Here is an 18,159-nt window from a genome sequence, read left to right on the forward strand (position 1 = left end):
CGTGTCCTCCCTCATGGCCGAGCGGGCCCCCGGCGAGCAACAATGGCGCGGTTCACACCGCCGATCCCGGGGAGTCCACCGTGTCGTTGCCCCCGCTCGTCGAGCCCGCCGCCGAGCTGACCGTTGACGAGATCCGCCGCTACTCACGCCACCTGATCATCCCGGACGTCGGGGTGGCCGGGCAGAAGCGGCTGAAGAACGCCCGGGTGCTCTGTGTCGGCGCCGGTGGCCTCGGGTCTCCCGCTCTGATGTATCTCGCCGCGGCCGGCGTCGGCACGCTCGGCATCATCGACTTCGACACCGTCGACGAGTCCAACCTCCAGCGCCAGATCATCCACGGCGTGTCCGACATCGGCCGGTCCAAGGCCGAGTCCGCCGCCGCGTCGATCCGCGAGATCAACCCGCTGGTCAACGTGGAGATCCACAACACCGCGTTGGACCGGGAGAACGTCCGCGAGATCTTCGCCCAGTACGACCTGATCGTCGACGGCACCGACAACTTCGCCACCCGCTACATGGTCAACGACGCGGCGGTGCTGCTCGGCAAGCCGTACGTCTGGGGTTCGATCTACCGCTTCGACGGCCAGGCGTCGGTGTTCTGGGCCGAGCACGGTCCCTGCTACCGCTGCCTCTACCCGGAGCCGCCGCCGCCCGGCATGGTCCCGTCCTGCGCCGAGGGCGGCGTGCTCGGTGTGCTCTGCGCGTCGATCGGCTCGATCCAGGTCAACGAGGCGATCAAGCTGCTCACCGGCATCGGTGAGCCGCTGGTCGGCCGCCTGATGGTCTACGACGCCCTGGAGATGGAGTACCGCAAGATCAAGGTTCGTAAGGACCCGAACTGCGTGCTCTGCGGCGAGAACCCGAGCGTCACCGACCTCCTCGAGGACTACGAGGACTTCTGCGGCGCGGTCTCGGTGGAGGCCCAGGAGGCGGTGGTCGACTCGACCATCACCGCGCTGGAGCTGAAGGAGTGGCAGGACGCCGGCAAGGACATCTTCCTCGTCGACGTCCGGGAGCCGGCCGAGTACGAGATCGTCCGGATCCCCGGCGCCACCCTCATCCCCAAGGGCGACATCATCTCTGGCGAGGCGCTCGCGAAGCTGCCGCAGGACCGGCAGATCGTGCTGCACTGCAAGTCCGGCGTCCGCTCGGCGGAGGCGCTCGCCGCGCTCAAGGCCGCCGGGTTCCGCGACGCCGTGCACGTGCAGGGCGGCGTGCTGTCCTGGATCAAGCAGATCGACCCGTCGCTGCCCGCGTACTGATCGAGTGAGCCGGGGCGGCCCACACCACCGCCCCGGCAAATCGACGCAGATGGCTCCGACCAGCCCCGTTCCCGGAGCGACGCAGCCATTCCCGGCTGGCCGATTCCCCGAGGCGGGATCGCGTCTTCGCAGGTAGCGTTCCCGCCGTGGTCGACTTGGATGCCGCGATCGGGTTCGTCGTGGCGCATGGGGATGCGGTGGAACGCGCCCGTCTCTCCTGGCTGCGCAACGGCACCCCGGTGCCCGCCGAGCTGTTGGAGACGGCCGAGGTCGGTCAGTCCTCCGACGGTGGTTGGCCGGCGACCTGGGGTGGCGAGGTCGCCTCGATCGACGCCACCTGCTTCCGGCTCGCCGAGCTGGACGACCTGGGCGCGCTGGGCCGTCCCGCCGCCCGAAGGGCACTGGACTGGCTGGCGTCCCGGCAGCAGGCCGACGGTGGCTGGGACGAGGACATCTCGCTGGCCGGCTCGGCGCCCGAGTGGGCCCGCCCCGGCGACCCGGAGGCGAAGCTCTTCGTCACCGCCAACGCGGGCTTCTGGCTCACCGTCGCCGGGCTGGACGCGCGCGCCTCGGGGCCGCTCGACCACCGGGTCGGCGGGGCGTACGCCGGTGTCGTCCAGGCGGCCGCCCACTCGCTCGCGGCACGGCTACGCCCGGACGGCAGCTGGCCGTCGTTCCTCGCCGCCGGCTGGCTGAGCGCGGCGGTGCTGCACCGGCAGGACATGTTCCACGAGTCGGCACGGATCCAGGTGGTGCTCGCCGAGCGGATGCCCAAGATGTCCCCGGGCGACGTGGCCTGGCTCGCGGCCACGCTCCGTCGGGTCGGCATCGACGCGCAAGACTGGATCATGGTGCGGGCGCTCCGCCGGCTGGCCGAGACCCAGCGCAGCGACGGCGGTTGGGAGAGCGACGACGGCCACCAGTTCGACGTGCACACCACGCTGTCCGCGATCCGGGCCTGCCGCCCGACGGTGTCCGCCTAGCGCAGATGGCCGTTGCCGGTGACTACGTACTTGGTGCTGGTCAGCTCGGGCAGACCCATCGGGCCGCGGGCGTGCAGCTTCTGGGTGGAGATGCCGATCTCCGCGCCGAAGCCGAACTCACCGCCGTCGGTGAACCGGGTCGAGGCGTTCACCATCACGGCTGCCGCATCCACCCGGGCGACGAACTCGCGGGCCGCACTCGCCGAGTCGGTGAGGATCGCCTCGGTGTGCCCGGTGCCGTAGCGCCGGATGTGCGTGACCGCCGCGTCCAGCGAGTCGACCACCGCGACGGAGATGTCCGCCGACAGGTACTCGGTGGCGAAGTCCTCCTCGGTGGCCGGGACCACCGCGGCCGAGTAGGCGGCCACCTCGGGGGAGCCGTGCACGGTCACTCCCGCCTCGGCGAACGCGGCCAGCACGGCCGGCAGGAACGCGTCGGCGACGTCGGCGTGCACCAGTAGCGACTCGGCCGTGTTGCAGGTGGACAGGCGCTGCGTCTTGGCGTTCAGCGTCACCGCGACGGCCTGGGCCACGTCGGCGGCGGCGTCCACGTACACGTGGCAGTTGCCCACCCCGGTCTCGATCACCGGCACGGTCGACTCCTCGACGACGGTACGGATCAGCGACGCGCCGCCGCGCGGGATGAGCACGTCGACCAGCCCTCGGGCACGCATCAGCTCCTTGACCGACTCGCGGGAGCTGGCGTCGAGCAGCTGCACCGCGTCGGCCGGCAGCCCGGCCCCGGTGATCGCGTCACGCAGCACCGCGACCAGCGCGGCGTTGGAGTGCGCGGCGGAGGACGACCCCCGCAGCAGCGCCGCGTTGCCGGACTTGAGGCAGATGCCGGCGGCGTCCACGGTCACGTTCGGCCGTGCCTCGTAGATGATGCCGACCACCCCGAACGGCACCCGGATCTGGCGCAGCTCCAGGCCGTTGGGCAGGGTCGAGCCGCGGACCACCTCGCCGACCGGGTCGGGCAGCGCGGCCATCTGGCGCAGCGCGTCGGCGATGCCGCCCACCCGGCCGTCGTCGAGGGCGAGCCGGTCCAGCACGGCCGCGCTCAGCCCGGCCTCCCGGCCGGCCGCCAGGTCCGCCGCGTTCGCGGTCAGGATCTCCGGGGTACGCGCCACCAGCGCGTCGGCCATCGCGGCCAGCGCGGCGTCCTTGACGGTACGGGTGGCCACGGCCAGGTCGGCGGCGGCGTCCCGCGCCCGTCGCGCCTGTTCGGTCACGCTCATCATCGACTCCTTAGAGCAGCACCAGGTCGTCGCGGTGAACGACCTCCCGTTCGTACGCCGGGCCGAGCGCCGCGGCGAGTTCGGAGGTGGAGCGACCGAGTAGCCCCGGCAGTTCCACCGCGTCGTAGTTGACCAGCCCTCGGGCGACCGACGCGCCGGCCGTGTCCACCAGGTCCACCGGGTCGCCGGCGGTGAACATGCCGTCCACGGCGGTGATGCCGGCGGGCAGCAGCGACTTGCGTCGCCCGACGACGGCGGCCACCGCGCCCGGGTCGAGGTGCAGCCGACCTCGGGGTGAGGTGGCGTGGGCGAGCCAGAACAGTCGGGCGGTGGGGCGTTGCCGCTGCGGATGGAACAGCGTGCCGACCGGCTCACCCGCCAACGCAGGTGCGGCCAGGTCGGCGGCGGTGAGCACCACCGGGATGCCGAAGCCGGTGGCGATCCGGGCGGCCTCCACCTTGGTCACCATGCCGCCGGTGCCGACGCCGGAGCGGCCGGCCCCGCCGATGGTGATTCCGGCGAGGTCGGCGTCGCTGCGGACCTCGGCGATGCGGGTGGAGTGCGCTCGGCTCGGGTCCCCGGTCCAGAGGGCGTCCACGTCGGAGAGGAGCACCAGCAGGTCGGCGTGCACCAGGGCGGCCACCAGGGCGGCCAGCCGGTCGTTGTCGCCGAAGCGGATTTCCTCGGTGGCCACTGTGTCGTTCTCGTTGACGATCGGCACGGCGCGCAGGTCGAGCAGCTTGCGCAGTGTCCGGTACGCGTTGCGGTAGTGCGCGCGCCGGGTCACGTCGTCGACGGTGAGCAGCACCTGCCCGACGGTGCGGCCGTGCCGGGCGAAGCTGGCCGAGTACCGGCCGATCAGGAGGCCCTGCCCGACGCTGGCGGCGGCCTGCTGGGTGGCCAGGTCGCGCGGGCGTCGGGTCAGCCCGAGCGGGGCCAGGCCGGCGGCGATCGCGCCGGAGGACACCAGCACCACCTCGCGTCCCGCGGCGGTGAGCCGCCCGAGGGTGTCGACGAGCGCGTCGACCCGCTCGTCGGCCAACCCGCCGGTGGCGGTGGTCAACGAGGAGGACCCGATCTTGACGACGACCCGCCGGGCCGCCGTGACTGCGTCGCGCACCCGTCCATTCTGCGCGGTCACGGCCGCAGCGCCCGGTGGCGTTCCCATATGGTGGCCGATTGTGACTCCTGACGAGTACGTCGAGGCGGTGCTCGACCTGGTCGAGCGGATCCCGGTGGGTCGGGTGATGTCGTACGGCGCGGTGGCCGACGCCCTGGCCGAGTGCTCGGGGCGCGCGTCGGCCCGGTTGGTGGGTGCCATTATGGCGCAGCACGGTGGCTCGGTGCCCTGGCACCGGGTGGTGACCGCGAGCGGCCGGCTGCCGCCGGGGCATGAGCGGGAGGCGCAGGCCCGTCTGCGTGCCGAGGGGGTGCCGCTGCGCGGTGCGGGGGTGGACATCGCGGCCGCGGGTTGGTCGCCTGATGAGGGGATGTGGCCTCCGGAAAATCGTGAGTAACGTTCAGCTTCATGAAAACGCCGCCCGGCACCGGCTCGTCGACCGCCGGTCCGCTGCCCCGGACTGTGCACGCCGGATACGCGCTCGGATCCCTGGCCACCGGCGCGTTCGGCACCGTGCCCGGTCTGCTGCTGCTGCCGTACCTGACCGACACGCTGGGCGTCGCCGCCGGGCTGGCCGCCCTGCTCGTCCTGCTGCCGAAGGCATGGGACGTGCTGGTCAACCCCGTCGCGGGGCGGATCTCCGACCGCACCCGGTCGCGCTGGGGCGCCCGCCGGCCGTACCTGCTCGTCGCCGGTCTCGCGCTCGCCGTGCTCTTCGCCGCCATCTTCGCCGCCCCGTTCGGTCACGGCGCGGGTGCCGCGGCGTACGTGGCGCTGGCCTTCCTCGCCACCGCCACCGCGTTCGCCTTCTTCCAGGTGCCGTACGTGGCCATGCCGGCGGAGCTGACCGACGACTACGCCGAACGCACCCGCCTGATGACCTGGCGGATCGCCGTGCTGGCGTTGACCATCCTGGTCTCCGGCGCGATCGCCCCGCTGGTGGTGACCGCCGGTGGCGACGGCCTGGCCGGGCACCGTTGGTTGGGCGTGTTCGTGGCGGCGCTCATCGCTCTCGGTGCCGTCGGCGCGTTCGTCGGCACCCGTTCCGCGCCGTCCGGCACGGTGGGCGGCAGCGAGCCGACCCTGCGCGCCCAACTCGCGGTGGCCGGCGCCAACCGGCCGTTCCGGGCGCTGCTGATCTGCTTCGTCGTGCAGTCCGCCGGGGTGGCGACCATCCTGGCCGGGGTCAACTACTTCGCCGGGCAGATCCTGCGCGGCGAGAAGAGCGGCCCGACCCTGCTCTTCGCCTGCTTCGTCGGGCCGGCGCTGCTGGTGATGCCGATCTGGAGCCGGGTCGGTGCCCGACTGGGCAAGCGGACCGGGCTGGTCGCCGCCTCGCTGTTCTTCGGTGCTGGGGCGTTCGTGCTGGTCGCCGCGCCGGTGCTGCCGTCGGTCGCCGTCTATCTGGTGGTGGCGTTGATCGGCGTCGGGTACGCCGGGCAGCAGGTCTTCGCGTTCGCGATGCTGCCGGACTGCATCGCGTACGACACGGCGCGCACCGGTCGACGTCAGGCGGGTGTCTTCACCGGCCTGTGGACCGCCGGGGAGACGCTCGGCCTGGCGCTCGGCCCAGGCATCTACGGCCTGGTGCTCCAGCTCTCCGGCTACGTGTCATCCGACACGGGCACGGCCGCCGCCCAGTCCGACGGCGCCCGCCTGGGGGTCCTGTTGGGCTTCACCGTCCTCCCCGCGCTCCTGATCACGCCGCCGATCCTCCTGCTGCGCCGCTACACCCTGACCCCCGCAGCCCTGGCCGCCGCGACGAGCGCCCCCACGCCCGACGGACCGGTCGATCATGGAGTTGTGGTGGGGGACGAAAGCCGTTGACCGTCACGAGAAGGGCACCATAACTTCATGATCGACGAGAGCAGGGTTCTACCTTCCGGGGTTGCCGCTGACGTTGCGCTTTCCGAGGTTCGGGGGCTTCGGTCTGGGGACCGGCCCACGCACGGGGGTCGGCTGTTCGCGTACGTGTACGACCCGGCGGTGCCGGGGCTCGACGAGTTGGCCGCTGCCGCGCACCGGGAGAGTGCCCACGTCAACGGCCTCGACCCGACCGCGTTTCCGTCCCTGCTGGCGATGGAGAACGCGCTTGTCGGCGCCGCCGCCCGGGTGCTCGGCGGCGGCCCCGGCACCACCGCACCGGACGTCGTCGGCAGCGTCACCAGCGGCGGTACCGAGTCACTGATCCTCGCCGTCAAGACGGCCCGGGACGCCCACCCGGAGATCGCCGCACCCCGGATCGTGGTGCCGTCGACCGCGCACGCCGCGTTCGCGAAGGCGGCGCACTACCTGCGGGTGGCGGTGGACGTGGTGCCGGTGTCCCCGGGCACGCTGCGCCCCGACCCGGCCGCGATGGCCGCCGCGATCGGGCCGGACACGGTGCTCGTGGCCTGCTCCGCGCCGTCGTACGCGCACGGGGTGGTGGACCCGGTCGCCGAGATCGCGGCGGCCGCGGCCGAGCCCGGGGTGCGCTGCCACGTGGACGCCTGCTTCGGTGGCTGGACCCTGCCCTACCTGCGTCGCCTCGGGCAGTCGGTGCCGGCGTTCGACTTCGCGGTGCCCGGCGTCACCTCCATCTCCGTGGACCTGCACAAGTACGCGTACGCGCCGAAGGGGGTGTCGGTGCTGCTGCACCGCGACGCCGCGCTGCGCGCCCCGCAGTACTTCGCGTACGCGGACTGGCCCGGCTACACCATGATCAACCCGGTGATCGCGTCCACCCGCTCGGGCGGGCCGATCGCCGCCGCGTACGCCACCGTGCGGCACCTCGGCGACGACGGCTACCTGCGGCTGGCCGCCGTCACCCGGGACGCGGTCGCCGGCCTGGCCGACGCCGTCCGCGCCGTCGACGGGCTGCGGCTGATGGCCGAGCCGGAGTCGACGGTGGTCTGCTTCACCGCCACCGAGGGCGGCCCGGACCTGTTCGTCCTGGTCGACGAGCTGACCGCGCGCGGCTGGCACACCCAACCCCAGCTCACGTACGCCGGTCTGCCGGCCAGCGTGCACCTCACGGTGACCGCCTCGGTCGCGCCGCGGGTAGCCGAGTTCGGGCCGGACCTGGCCGACGCGGTGGCCGCCGCCCGGACGGCCGGTCCGGTCTCCCTCCCGCCCGAACTGACCGCGCTGGCGACGTCGCTGACCCCGGACGCCCTCACGCCCGAACTGGTCGCCGGTCTCGCCGCCGGGCTCGGTCTCAGTGCCGGGGGCGCGCCGACGCCGGACCGGATGGCGGTGGTCAACACGCTGCTCGACGCCGCACCGCCCGCGGTGCGCGAGCGGCTGCTGGTCGAGTTCGTTGGCCTGCTGCAACACCCCAGATGGGGCGTGGACGACTGAACAACGGTGCTCCGCCCCCAGTGCCCTTCGTTGTCTCCTTCTGTCCGACTTGGTAATGGTTTGCTAGATGCCGTAGACGGTGAAGACCTCAGCGCGGCCGTGGAGGTCATGGCGGGCGTGGGCGATGTTGGCGCGTCCGGCGAGCCGGTTTGGTTCCGATAGCTAGGTTACGGAAGGTAGCCAGGGTGCGTGGTGCGGTGTCGGTCCTGAGCATGTTCGTCGACATCGACTCGCTGCTGCGCCCGGGTACGGTCCTGTTCTGGGTCATGGGTCTTCGTAAACTCCATGATCACCAAAGGGTCGCACCCGTCCTACCTGGACCCTGACCTCACTGATCCCATCCCCACCCCCCAGGTCGGACACCCCCCAACTGACTACGCGATAGCCCTGTTCGGATGACAGGCCCGATCGAGGTTGAACCGGCGGGCCCCGCGCATCCGTTGTGTAGTAGGAAGACTTCGAAATCTGACTGCAAAGGCGGCTAACTAGGAATGGAAAGAGATGAGAGCAGGGCCCATGAAAGAGATGAGAGCAAGCGCCATGTTTTGCGATGGGCCGCTGCGAATCAGAGTGGCCACGATGTGAGTATTACGGAGTATGCAGCGACATACTCTATTCCCAATTCGACACTGGGTAGATGGATATCCGACGGGATCAGTGGTGTTACGTTCACGGCTGACCAGCAGGCGCTCATAGACACGGCAAGGAGGCATGCGTCCGATCAGTATGAGCTCTCCGTCCGCAAGAACCATGCCTTGAGGTGGGCGCATGCGAATCAAAATGGCGCCGTCATGGGGTATACCGACTATGCGCGGCGGTACAAGTTACACCCCGACACCCTGAGTGGCTGGGTTTCTGGAGGGGCCGGGGTTACGTTCACGCCTCAAGAGCAGGAGCTCATAAACAAGGCAAAGCAGCATGTGGTCAATACTCGTACTCAATTCACGGTCAGCGAACGCAAGAGCCATGCCTTGGCGTGGGCGGCTGCGAATCAGAGCGGCCCCGCCATGAGTTATATCGACTATGAGCGGCAATATAAGGTGGACGAGAGGACCCTGAATAGCTGGGTTTCTGGAGGGAGCGGGGTTGCGTTCACGCCTCAAGAGCAGGAGCTCATAAACAAGGCAAAGCAGTATTGGGCCCATAGGCAATTCACGGTCAGCGAACGCAAGAGCCATGCCTTGGCGTGGGCGGCTGCGAATCAGAGCGGCCCCGCCATGAGTTATGCCGACTATGAGCGGCAATATAAGGTGGACGAGAGGACCCTGAATAGCTGGGTTTCTGGAGGGAACGGGGTTACGTTCACGCCTGAAGAGCAGGAGCTCATAAACAAGGCAAAGCAGCGACAAGTTTCGGCGTCGACCATGAATGAAACTGCCCTGGCAGCGGCTGGTGCCAGCAAAAGATATGCGTGGCTGCGTGCTTCCACCAGCGCCACCTCTGCTTCCACCAGCAACACATCGCCGACGTTGCCGATGCACGCCGGCTACGAGCAGGTCAGCCGCGTCGTCGCCGCCCCCGCCGGCGGGCCGTCAGCCTCACAGGCCGGACCGAGCGTAAATCGCCTGAATGTGAGGCGCGCCGCGGCACTCGACAGCCAAGCCCAGCAAGCACCGCGCGTACCCCCTCCCTATCTGGTGCCACCCCCTCTCGCGGCATCAGGCTCGCCCGCGACTCGGGCAGCAACCGCGCCTTCGCCTGCCGCGCCTGCTGCTCCCTCGCCTGTCGCATCACCGGGCGTCATCCCGGGATCGCACCCCGGCTCACCGGCGCCGGCGCCGGCGCCCGTCCCGACGCCGTCGCGGACCTGGGGCGCAGCCCCCCGCCCCGTGCTAAGGACGCAAACACTCGCACAGTGGGTTGCCAAGAACGCGCCTGCGTACGTGGATCGAGAAATGTACCACCGTCCCGCCCTCCCAGCCGATGACTACCAGACCCGCCAGGCCTCCGCGAGGTCGACCGAGGAAGGCGTCTACTCGCCGGAACATCCTGGGGTTGGCGCCGCCGCACACTTCAGCCCCACGCGCGCGCCGGTCGCTTCCGCACCGCTGTCTGGCCCTTCGACCTCGGCTGCCTACGGGGCGTCGGGGTATCCGTCCTCCAGCCAGTATGGTTCTGCACCGCCTAGCGCTGCACCGGCGATGAACTGGGGTGGTCAGCAGGCCGCGAGCCTTCGTTCTGCCACTCCTTATTATCCTTCCATCTCCCGGAGCGGGACGGGAGGTGGATATTCTGCGGCTCAACAGCAGCAGTATGGGTATGGGCAAGGAGCAGGATCGGGGCCAGGGGCAGGGCCCCGAGCTGTGTGAGCGTGCGACCCGGCTGACGGTCGAGGCCCGCCGGGACCGGCGTCTCCGGTCAGCCCGATCCGCCGGATCGCGGGCCAACTCGGGGTTCATCCCGAGACGTTGCGCACGTGGGTGAAGAAGGCCGAGACCGGCGCCGGCCGGGCACCACCAGCAGCGACGCCGAACGCCTCCGCGTTATCGGGGGAACCTCAGTGTCCATCCCGGCCCTGCCAGCCGTGCCGGCCGGGCCGGGATGGACGGTGCGCCGAGTCGAGCAGCACGGGCGCTCGCCGCTCCCGGTGAAGCGGCCGGACCCTGTGGTTGACTGTCGGGTGGAGGACAGAAGGGGGCAGGCGTGCAGCTACCGGCAGTGCTCGGTGAGCCGATCCGGTTCGTGCTGAACTGGGGGCGCCGCTACTCACTCTGGGTGTTCAACTTTGGCCTGGCCTGCTGCGCGATCGAGTTCATCGCGACCAGCATGGGTCGGCACGACTTCATCCGGCTCGGCGTGATCCCGTTCGCCCACGGCCCCCGGCAGGCCGACCTCATGGTCGTCTCCGGCACGGTCACCGACAAGATGGCCCCGGCCATCAAGCGGCTGTACGACCAGATGCCCGAGCCGAAGTACGTCATCTCGTTCGGCGCCTGCTCCAACTGCGGCGGCCCCTACTGGGATTCGTACTCGGTGACCAAGGGCGTCGACCAGCTCATCCCGGTCGACGTGTACGTGCCCGGCTGCCCGCCCCGACCGGAGGCGCTGCTGCACGGCATCCTGCGCCTGCAGGAGAAGATCGCCGCCGAGCAGTCCGGCATCGGCGGCGTGCCGCAGCGGGATCTGCTCGCCGCGCCGCTGGACGCCCCGCCCCGCGAAGCCGCCGCCGCGCGCTCCGTCGACTCGCTCACCGCCCCGCCGGTACGCCCACCCGCCGCCGGTTGACACCGGGGTGGCCGGGCCGGGCTAGCCTGCGCTTCATGAGCAGCTCAGTGGACCAGCGGTCCGCCCACATCATCGACGTGCTCACCGAGGAGTTCGGCGCATCGATGGCCATCGACCCGGCCGCCTTCCGGCGCAAGTTCCGCAAGATGGCCGCGTCGCCGTTCGCCTTCTACCGGGGCAGCGCCGCGCTGTTCTACGCCGACCAGCTCGGCGACTTCGCCGACGACCGGTTCCTCGACGAGCGGACCAGCCGGGTGTGGATCCACGGTGACCTGCACGCGGAGAACTTCGGCACGTACATGAACGCCTCCGGGCACCTGGTGTTCAACGTCAACGACTTCGACGAGGCGTACGTCGGGCCGTTCACCTGGGACCTGCGACGCTTCGCGGCCAGTGTGGCGCTGCTCGGCTACGGCAAGGCGCTCTCCGACACGGTGATCGGTGAGCTGGTGGCGGGCTTCGCCCGCTCGTACCTGACCGAGCTGCGGGCCATCGCCGCCGGCGGAGACGACGCGATCGGCTCGATCACTTTGGAGAACGCCGACGGGGTGCTGCGCCGGGTCCTCCAGCAGGCGCGGCTCAACACGCGCGTCGACCTGCTCGCCGCGCAGACCACCGTCGACAACTACGAGCGGCGGTTCTCGGTCGGCGACGGGGTCTTCGAGATCGACGACGCGACCCGGGACAAGGTTCGCGCCGCCTTCGAGGAGTACCTGGGCACCCTGCCCGCCGCCGCGGCACGGCTGCGCCCGGTGGCGGCCCGGATCAAGGACGTGGTGCTGCGCAAGGGGGTGGGCATCGGCTCGGCCGGGCTGCCGTCGTACAACCTGCTGTTGGAGGGGCACACCGAGGCCCTGGAGAACGATGTCGTCATCTATATGAAGCAGGCGCAGGTGCCGGCGGTGGCGCGGTACGTCACCGACGAGACGGTCCGCGACTACTTCCAGCACCAGGGGCACCGGACCGCCGAGTCGCAGCGGGCATTGCAGGCGCACGCCGACCCGTGGCTGGGCTTCACCGAGCTGGACGGGGCCGGTCAGCTCGTCGCCGAGGTCTCCCCGTACGCCGCCGACCTGGACTGGTCGGACGTCAACGAGCCGGAGGACCTGAGCGGGGTGCTCGTCGACCTGGGTCGGGCGGTGGCCCGGATGCACTCGGTTGCCGACGACGAGTCCAGTCACGACCTGGTGGACTACTCCACCGAGGAGGCGATCGTCGCCGCGGTGGGCGTCGACGAGTCGGGATTCGTCACCCACCTGGTGGAGTTCGCGCACGCGTACGGGGTGCGCGCCCGGCAGGACCATCAGCTCTTCGTCGACCTGTTCCGCAACGGCCGGCTGCCTGGCATCTGATCCGCCGCGACGTCGCTCAGGAGGCGAACTCCAGCACCACCTTGATGTCGTCCGGCCCGGCGGTGTACGCGTCGGCGTACCTGTTGACCGGCACCCGGCGGGTGATCAGTGACGAGAGCCAGACCTGGTCGGCGCGGGTGAGTGCCTGCGCGGCCATGGTCCAGTGCCGCCGGTTGGCGTTCACCGAGCCGAACACCACGTTGTTCTCCAGCACCAGGGCCCGGTTGAGCGCTCCGGCGTCGAAGTCGATGCTGCGGCCGCCGCTGGACACGCCGGCCAGGCAGACGATCCCGGTGGGCGCTGCCTTGCACATGACGTCGAGGACGACCGTGGGTGCGCCGGTGCACTCGATCACCACGTCCGGCTCGAACGGCAGGTCGTTGACCGGCACCGCGTGGTACGTGGCGCCGAGCCCGGCGACCAGCTCCGGCTTCGGCCCGTCGGTGGCCCGGTCCAGCACGTGCACGGAGAGCCCGCGCTGGCTGCCGAGCAGGGCGGCCAGCAGCCCGATCGGTCCGGCCCCGGTGACCAGGACGGTCTGTGGCTGCCACTCGGCCCGGTGCCCGATCCGCTCGATGTGGTCCCACGCCTTGGCCACCACGCTGGTCGGTTCGAGCAGCACGCCGACCTGGGCCAGCGCCGGGTCGAGCCCGACCGCGAACCGGGGCTCGATACGCCAGCGGTCGCGGGCGAACCCGGGCAGTGCCTTGATGCCGTGTTCGGTGTACTGACCGTTGCGGCACATGTCCCACTCGCCGACCGCGCAGTTCGGGCAGGGCACCGGGTCGGGATGCCGGACGATGCCGGCCACCAGGTCACCGGGTTGCAGGGTGCCGCTGGAATCCTTGATCACCCGACCCAGGGACTCGTGCCCGATGACCAGGCGGTCCGCTCCCGGCGGCGCCTCGCCGTACGCCCCGGAGATGATCTCGTGGTCGGTGCCGCAGATGCCCACCGCCAGCGCCTCCACCAGGACGGAACCCTCCTCGGCCGCTGGCTCAGGCTGATCCTCGACGAGGCTCAGCGAGTTGGCGACTCCGGGTCTCACAGTGACAGCGCGCACGCCCTCATCTTTCCCCGCCGGCCGCCGCGCCGCCTGGCAAAGCCGGCAGATCGACGGCGGGTCGGCGCGGGTCGGGCCCGCACTAGGATCAGCGGCATGACTCCCGAAGAGGTCGGCGCTCGGCTGGTCGCGCTGCTCGCGCCGGTCGAGGCGACCCCGTCGGTCTCCGGCGGGCAGCGGTTCGCCCGCGCCACCGTCGACGTTCCGCCGGCGACCTGGTCGGAGGCGCTGCGCACGGCCCGCGACGACGACGAGTTGGCCTGCGACTTCTTCGACTGGCTGTCGGCCGTGGACGAGCTGGCCGAGGGCTTCGACGTGGTGGCGCACCTCTGGTCGACGCGGCTGCGGCACGGGGTGCTGCTGCGCACCCGGGTGCCCCGCGACGCACCCACAGTGCCCTCGGTGGTGGACGTCTACCCGGGGGCGGCCTGGCACGAACGGGAGACGCACGAGATGTTCGGCATCGGCTTCACCGGCCACGGGGAGCTGCGACCACTGCTGCTGCCGCCGGAGTTCGAGGGCCATCCGCTGCGCAAGGAGTTCGTGCTCGCCTCGCGGGTGGCCAAGCCGTGGCCGGGTGCGAAGGAACCGGGCGAGTCGGAGGCCGGCGGTGGCCGTCGGCCGATCCGCCCGCCGGGTGTGCCCGCTCCGGGCGAGTGGGGCAGCACGCCCACCCCGGCGGGCGCGGGCGGTGTGGGGGAGGGCCCGCGCGGCGGCACCCCGGCCCGACCGGCCGGTGAGCGGCCCGCGCGGCCGGCGCCGGGGGCCCGTCCGGCGCGTACTCCCCGGCCCGCCGGCACCGCCGACGGCCCTGCGGGGTCCGCGCGGCCCGATCCGGTCGCGGACCCGCCGGCGGCCGACGGCACCGACGACGACGGGGGTACGCGCTGATGCCGCTCTGGGTGGAGCTGGTGCTGCGGGTGGGCGGTGTGCTGGTCGCGTTCCTCACCCTGCCGCTGCTGGTCGGCCAGACCGAGCACAAGGTGATGGCGCACATGCAGGGCCGGCTCGGTCCGATGTACGCGGGCGGCTTCCACGGCTGGGCGCAGCTGGTGGCCGACGGCGTCAAGTTCGTGCAGAAGGAGGACGTCACCCCGCGCGAGGCGGACCGGGCGGTGTTCCGGCTGGCCCCGGCGGTGGCCCTGGTGCCCTACCTGCTGGTGCTGCTGGTCATCCCGCTCGGCCCGAACGACCTGGTCGGGCAACCTCTGGACATCGGCCTGTTCTTCGTGCTGGCCGTGGTCGGTGTCGGGGTGGTGGCGGTGCTCATGTCGGCGTGGGCGTCGGCCAACAAGTACAGCCTGCTCGGTGGGCTGCGCGGGGCCGCGCAACTGCTCGGCTACGAGCTGCCGCTGGTGCTGGCCGCCGCCTCGGTGGCGATGGCGGCGGGCACGCTCAGCCTGTCCGGCATCGTCGAGGCGTGGCAGCCGTGGTGGCTGCTCTGGCAGGCGCCCGCCATGATCATTTTCTTCGTCGCCGGACTGGCCGAGATCCGCCGGCCACCGTTCGACATGCCGGTGGCCGACTCGGAGCTGGTCTTCGGCTACATGACCGAGTACACGGGGTTGCGCTTCGCCTTCTTCCTGCTCGCCGAGTACGTCGGCATCGTGGTGATCGCCGCGCTCACCACGGTGCTGTTCCTCGGCGGCTGGCAGGGCCCGTTCGCCGACGATCAGCTCGGCTGGCTCTGGACGCTGCTCAAGGTGTTCGCCGTGGCCTTCGTGATCATCTGGCTCCGGGTCTCCTACCCCCGGCTCCGCGAGGACCAGCTGCAACGACTCTGCTGGCTGGTCCTGGTGCCGGCCTCCCTCGCGCAACTGGTCCTCACGGCAGCCGTCCGCGTAGCCCTGTAGCCCCGTCCGCGCCCCCGCCCGCGCCTGCCGCGCGCCCGCGCCCCCCGCATGATCGCGCTCGATCCTGGTTGTAGTGGCCTCGGTGTTCCGGGAGGCCACTACATCCAAGATCTAGCACGATCTTGCGGCGACTCCACCGTCCCGCTCGCCGCAGGCGGCGGCGCGGCGCGGCGCGGGGCCCGTGGGTCTCCGGTCAGCGCAGCGGAGTGTGGGCGGGGTCTACCGGCTCGACGGGGGGTGGGGGTGGGGTGCCGTCGCCGAAGGGGCGGCCACCCAGCGACTCGCGGCCGTGCGGCGTGAGCCAGTTGGACAGGTCCGGGCCGAGCGGCACGATGCCGGTCGGGTTGATGTCGCGGTGCACCTCGTAGTAGTGCCGCTTGATGTGGTCGAAGTCGATGGTGTCGCCGAACCCGGGGGTCTGGAACAGGTCCCGGGCGTACGCCCACAGCACCGGCATCTCGCTCAGCTTCTGCCGGTTGCACTTGAAGTGACCGTGGTAGACCGGGTCGAAGCGGACCAGCGTGGTGAACAGCCGCACGTCGGCCTCGGTGATCGTGTCGCCGACCAGGTAACGCTGGTCGGTCAGCCGCCCGGTCAGCCAGTCCAGTCGGTCGAAGAGTTGGTGGTACGCCTTGTCGTACGCCTCCTGGCTGCCCGCGAAGCCACACCGGTAGACCCCGTTGTTGACGTCGCGGAACACCACGGCGTTGACCTCGTCGATCTGCTCCCGCAGGTGCTCGGGGTAGAGCTGAGGTGCGCCCTCGCGGTGGTACGCGGCCCACTGTGTGGACAGGTCCAGGCTCATCTGGGCGTAGTCGTTGGTCACCACCTGCCCGGTCGGCACGTCCACGATCGCCGGCACGGTGATGCCGCGCTCGTAGCCGGGGAAGCGCTTGAAGTACGCCTCCTGGATGCGCTCGATGCCGAGCACCGGGTCGCGGCCGTCCGGGTCGAGGTCGAAGGTCCAGCTCCGGGCGTCGTGGGTCGGGCCGGCCACCGCCATCGAGATGGCGTCCTCCAGGCCGAGCAGGCGCCGCACGATGATCAGCCGGTTGGCCCACGGGCAGGCTCGGCTGACCGCCAGCCGGTACCGGCCGGGCTCCACCGGGTACCCGTCGCGCCCGTCCTTGGTGATCCGGGTCGCGATGTACCGCTGGTCCCGGGTGAACTCGCCACCCGGCTCGACGTACTTACCGCCTGTTTGCTCGCCCACGTCGCCCTCCCGGTTCGCGCACTGTCCTCTACCCAATCCTCACGGATCTACGGCTGGGTGTCCGGCTACCCTGCCGAGGTGACGGATGTGGAGGCGGCGGCCCGGCGGTTCATCGCCGACGTGTGGAACTCCCGCCGGGAGGAGTCGGCGTACGAGCTGGTCGCCGACGAGTGCCCCGGGCTGGGCGGGACCGGGCCGGAGGCGACGTTGGCCTGGCACCGCGAGCGGCGGGCGGCCTTCCCGGACCTGCGCTACAAGATCGTGGACGTGGTGGCGGCGGGTGAGCGGGTGGCCGTGCACTGGCGGGCGGCCGGCACCCAGGCCGGGCAGTTCGGGCCGGTGCCGCCCACCGGTCAGGTGGTCAGCTACTCGGGTGCGACGTTCCTGCGCTTCGACGCGGCGGGCCGGATCGTCGAGGTGTGGAGTTGCAACGAGCTGTTCCAGCTGCTTCAGCAGCTCGGCGTCGAGATGCTCCCACCGGCCGTGGTCAGCGGACCCGGGGCGTGATCCGGCTGATCGGCAGGTTGATCGGGAAGGGCTCGCCGGTGCCGACGAAGGTCGTCCACCGCCCCGTCTCGGTGTAGACCTCGTTCACCGCGTCGATCCGGTAGGTGACGACCTCCAGCGCGCCACCCTCCGTCTCGATCCGCCAGTAGCGCTGTCATGAGATGTGCCGCGACCCACTGGTGCGAGGTTCGAGGAGGCGCTGGCACGAGCAGAATGCCGTCGGGGAGTCTGTCGAGACCATCGGTGGTCCAGCCGCCGGCCGGGGTGTGAAACATGTCCAGTTCGGTCGTCATCGATTCTCCGCGCGGTTCGCGCTTCCCGGGTACACCCTGGGGTCGTCGACCTGTGGGTGGTGGTCGCGCGTGCCGAGGCCACAGGGCAGGATGGTCGACATGAGCGACCCCAGCGAGCGCGGTGACGCCAGCGAGCGCGGCCTTCCCGGCGCGGGCCTGGTGAAGGGGCTGGCGGTCACCCTCAAGACGATGACCAGCCGCTCGACCACCCAGCAGTACCCGGACGTCGCCCCCGAGCTGCCGCCCCGCTCGCGTGGCGTGATCGCGCTGTCCGAGGAGAACTGCACGGTCTGCATGCTCTGCGCCCGCGAGTGTCCGGACTGGTGCATCTACATCGACTCGCACAAGGAGGAGGTGGCGGTGCCGGGCGCCGCCCGCCCCCGCCAGCGCAACGTGCTCGACAAGTTCGACATCGACTTCTCGCTCTGCATGTACTGCGGTATCTGCATCGAGGTCTGCCCGTTCGACGCGCTCTACTGGTCACCGGAGTTCGAGTACGCCGAGTACGACATCAAGGACCTGCTGCACGACAAGGACCACCTCGGCCAGTGGATGGCCACCGTCCCGCCGCCGCCGGCGCACGACCCGAACGGCGAGCCGGCCAAGGAGGAGACGTCCGCCGCCCGCAAGGCGTCCGCCGCACGTCCGGCCCCTTCATCGGTACGCCCGGAGCCCGACGTCGACCCGGGTCCCGCCTCGTGAGCGCCCGAG

General features: G+C 71.0%; 14 protein-coding genes and 1 pseudogene. 11 read left to right on the forward strand and 4 right to left on the reverse strand.

Annotated elements, in window-relative coordinates:
- Positions 1-13 precede the first annotated feature (13 nt).
- Positions 14-1,262: pseudogene (gene moeZ / locus O7620_RS28795) on the forward strand (adenylyltransferase/sulfurtransferase MoeZ).
- Positions 1,263-1,357: 95 nt separating this feature from the next.
- Complete coding sequence (locus tag O7620_RS28800; RefSeq protein ID WP_278127194.1) at positions 1,358-2,245, forward strand: prenyltransferase/squalene oxidase repeat-containing protein; 888 nt, start codon at positions 1,358-1,360, stop codon at positions 2,243-2,245.
- Here O7620_RS28800 and O7620_RS28805 read toward each other — a convergent pair.
- Positions 2,242-3,483, reverse strand: coding sequence for a glutamate-5-semialdehyde dehydrogenase (locus O7620_RS28805; protein WP_278126273.1), 1,242 nt, complete (start codon positions 3,481-3,483; stop codon positions 2,242-2,244). The two genes, O7620_RS28800 and O7620_RS28805, sit on opposite strands and share 4 nt — an antisense overlap.
- Positions 3,484-3,493: 10 nt before the next feature.
- Positions 3,494-4,651: a glutamate 5-kinase gene (gene proB / locus O7620_RS28810; RefSeq protein ID WP_278126275.1), complete on the reverse strand. Its 1,158-nt coding sequence runs from the start codon at positions 4,649-4,651 to the stop codon at positions 3,494-3,496.
- A gap of 13 nt (positions 4,652-4,664) precedes the next feature.
- On the opposite strand from proB, the gene O7620_RS28815 reads away from it, so the two are divergent.
- From O7620_RS28815 to O7620_RS28835, 5 genes are all read left to right on the forward strand, one after another.
- Positions 4,665-5,000, forward strand: coding sequence for an MGMT family protein (locus O7620_RS28815; protein WP_278126277.1), 336 nt, complete (start codon positions 4,665-4,667; stop codon positions 4,998-5,000).
- A gap of 11 nt (positions 5,001-5,011) precedes the next feature.
- Positions 5,012-6,430 (forward strand): MFS transporter, encoded by a 1,419-nt coding sequence (locus O7620_RS28820; RefSeq protein WP_278126279.1) that lies wholly within the window; start codon positions 5,012-5,014, stop codon positions 6,428-6,430.
- 27 nt (positions 6,431-6,457) lie between these two features.
- Complete coding sequence (locus O7620_RS28825) at positions 6,458-7,942, forward strand: aminotransferase class V-fold PLP-dependent enzyme (protein WP_278126280.1); 1,485 nt, start codon at positions 6,458-6,460, stop codon at positions 7,940-7,942.
- Positions 7,943-10,585: 2,643 nt separating this feature from the next.
- On the forward strand, positions 10,586-11,167 hold the full coding sequence (locus tag O7620_RS28830) for an NADH-quinone oxidoreductase subunit B (protein WP_151493145.1): 582 nt from the start codon (positions 10,586-10,588) through the stop codon (positions 11,165-11,167).
- Between the two features lie 35 nt (positions 11,168-11,202).
- A complete protein-coding gene (locus O7620_RS28835) occupies positions 11,203-12,519 on the forward strand; it encodes a DUF2252 domain-containing protein (protein WP_278126282.1) in 1,317 nt (438 codons plus the stop codon).
- A 16-nt stretch (positions 12,520-12,535) separates the two neighbouring features.
- Here O7620_RS28835 and O7620_RS28840 read toward each other — a convergent pair whose 3' ends face one another.
- Positions 12,536-13,582, reverse strand: coding sequence for a glucose 1-dehydrogenase (locus O7620_RS28840; protein ID WP_278126284.1), 1,047 nt, complete (start codon positions 13,580-13,582; stop codon positions 12,536-12,538).
- A gap of 96 nt (positions 13,583-13,678) precedes the next feature.
- Here O7620_RS28840 and O7620_RS28845 point away from each other — a divergent pair, with 96 nt between their 5' ends.
- Entirely contained in the window at positions 13,679-14,473 is a 795-nt protein-coding gene (locus O7620_RS28845; protein WP_278126286.1) for an NADH-quinone oxidoreductase subunit C, read from the forward strand.
- Positions 14,473-15,435: a complex I subunit 1 family protein gene (locus tag O7620_RS28850; protein WP_139588231.1), complete on the forward strand. Its 963-nt coding sequence runs from the start codon at positions 14,473-14,475 to the stop codon at positions 15,433-15,435. The genes O7620_RS28845 and O7620_RS28850 overlap by 1 nt, the downstream gene beginning before the upstream one ends.
- A 193-nt stretch (positions 15,436-15,628) precedes the next feature.
- On the opposite strand, the gene O7620_RS28855 is transcribed toward O7620_RS28850, so the two are convergent.
- On the reverse strand, positions 15,629-16,648 hold the full coding sequence (locus O7620_RS28855; protein ID WP_278126288.1) for a glutathione S-transferase C-terminal domain-containing protein: 1,020 nt from the start codon (positions 16,646-16,648) through the stop codon (positions 15,629-15,631).
- A 78-nt stretch (positions 16,649-16,726) separates the two neighbouring features.
- Between O7620_RS28855 and O7620_RS28860 the strand changes: the two genes are divergently transcribed.
- Together O7620_RS28860 and O7620_RS28865 are read left to right on the forward strand one after the other, a co-directional pair.
- Positions 16,727-17,155 carry an ester cyclase gene (locus O7620_RS28860; RefSeq protein ID WP_151488727.1) on the forward strand — a complete coding sequence of 143 codons (429 nt, stop codon included), beginning with the start codon at positions 16,727-16,729 and terminating at the stop codon, positions 17,153-17,155.
- 383 nt (positions 17,156-17,538) lie between these two features.
- Entirely contained in the window at positions 17,539-18,150 is a 612-nt protein-coding gene (locus O7620_RS28865) for an NADH-quinone oxidoreductase subunit I (RefSeq protein WP_151488728.1), read from the forward strand.
- Positions 18,151-18,159: the final 9 nt, after the last annotated feature.

It is taken from the genome of Micromonospora sp. WMMD710, from assembly GCF_029626045.1.
GTDB lineage: Bacteria > Actinomycetota > Actinomycetes > Mycobacteriales > Micromonosporaceae > Micromonospora.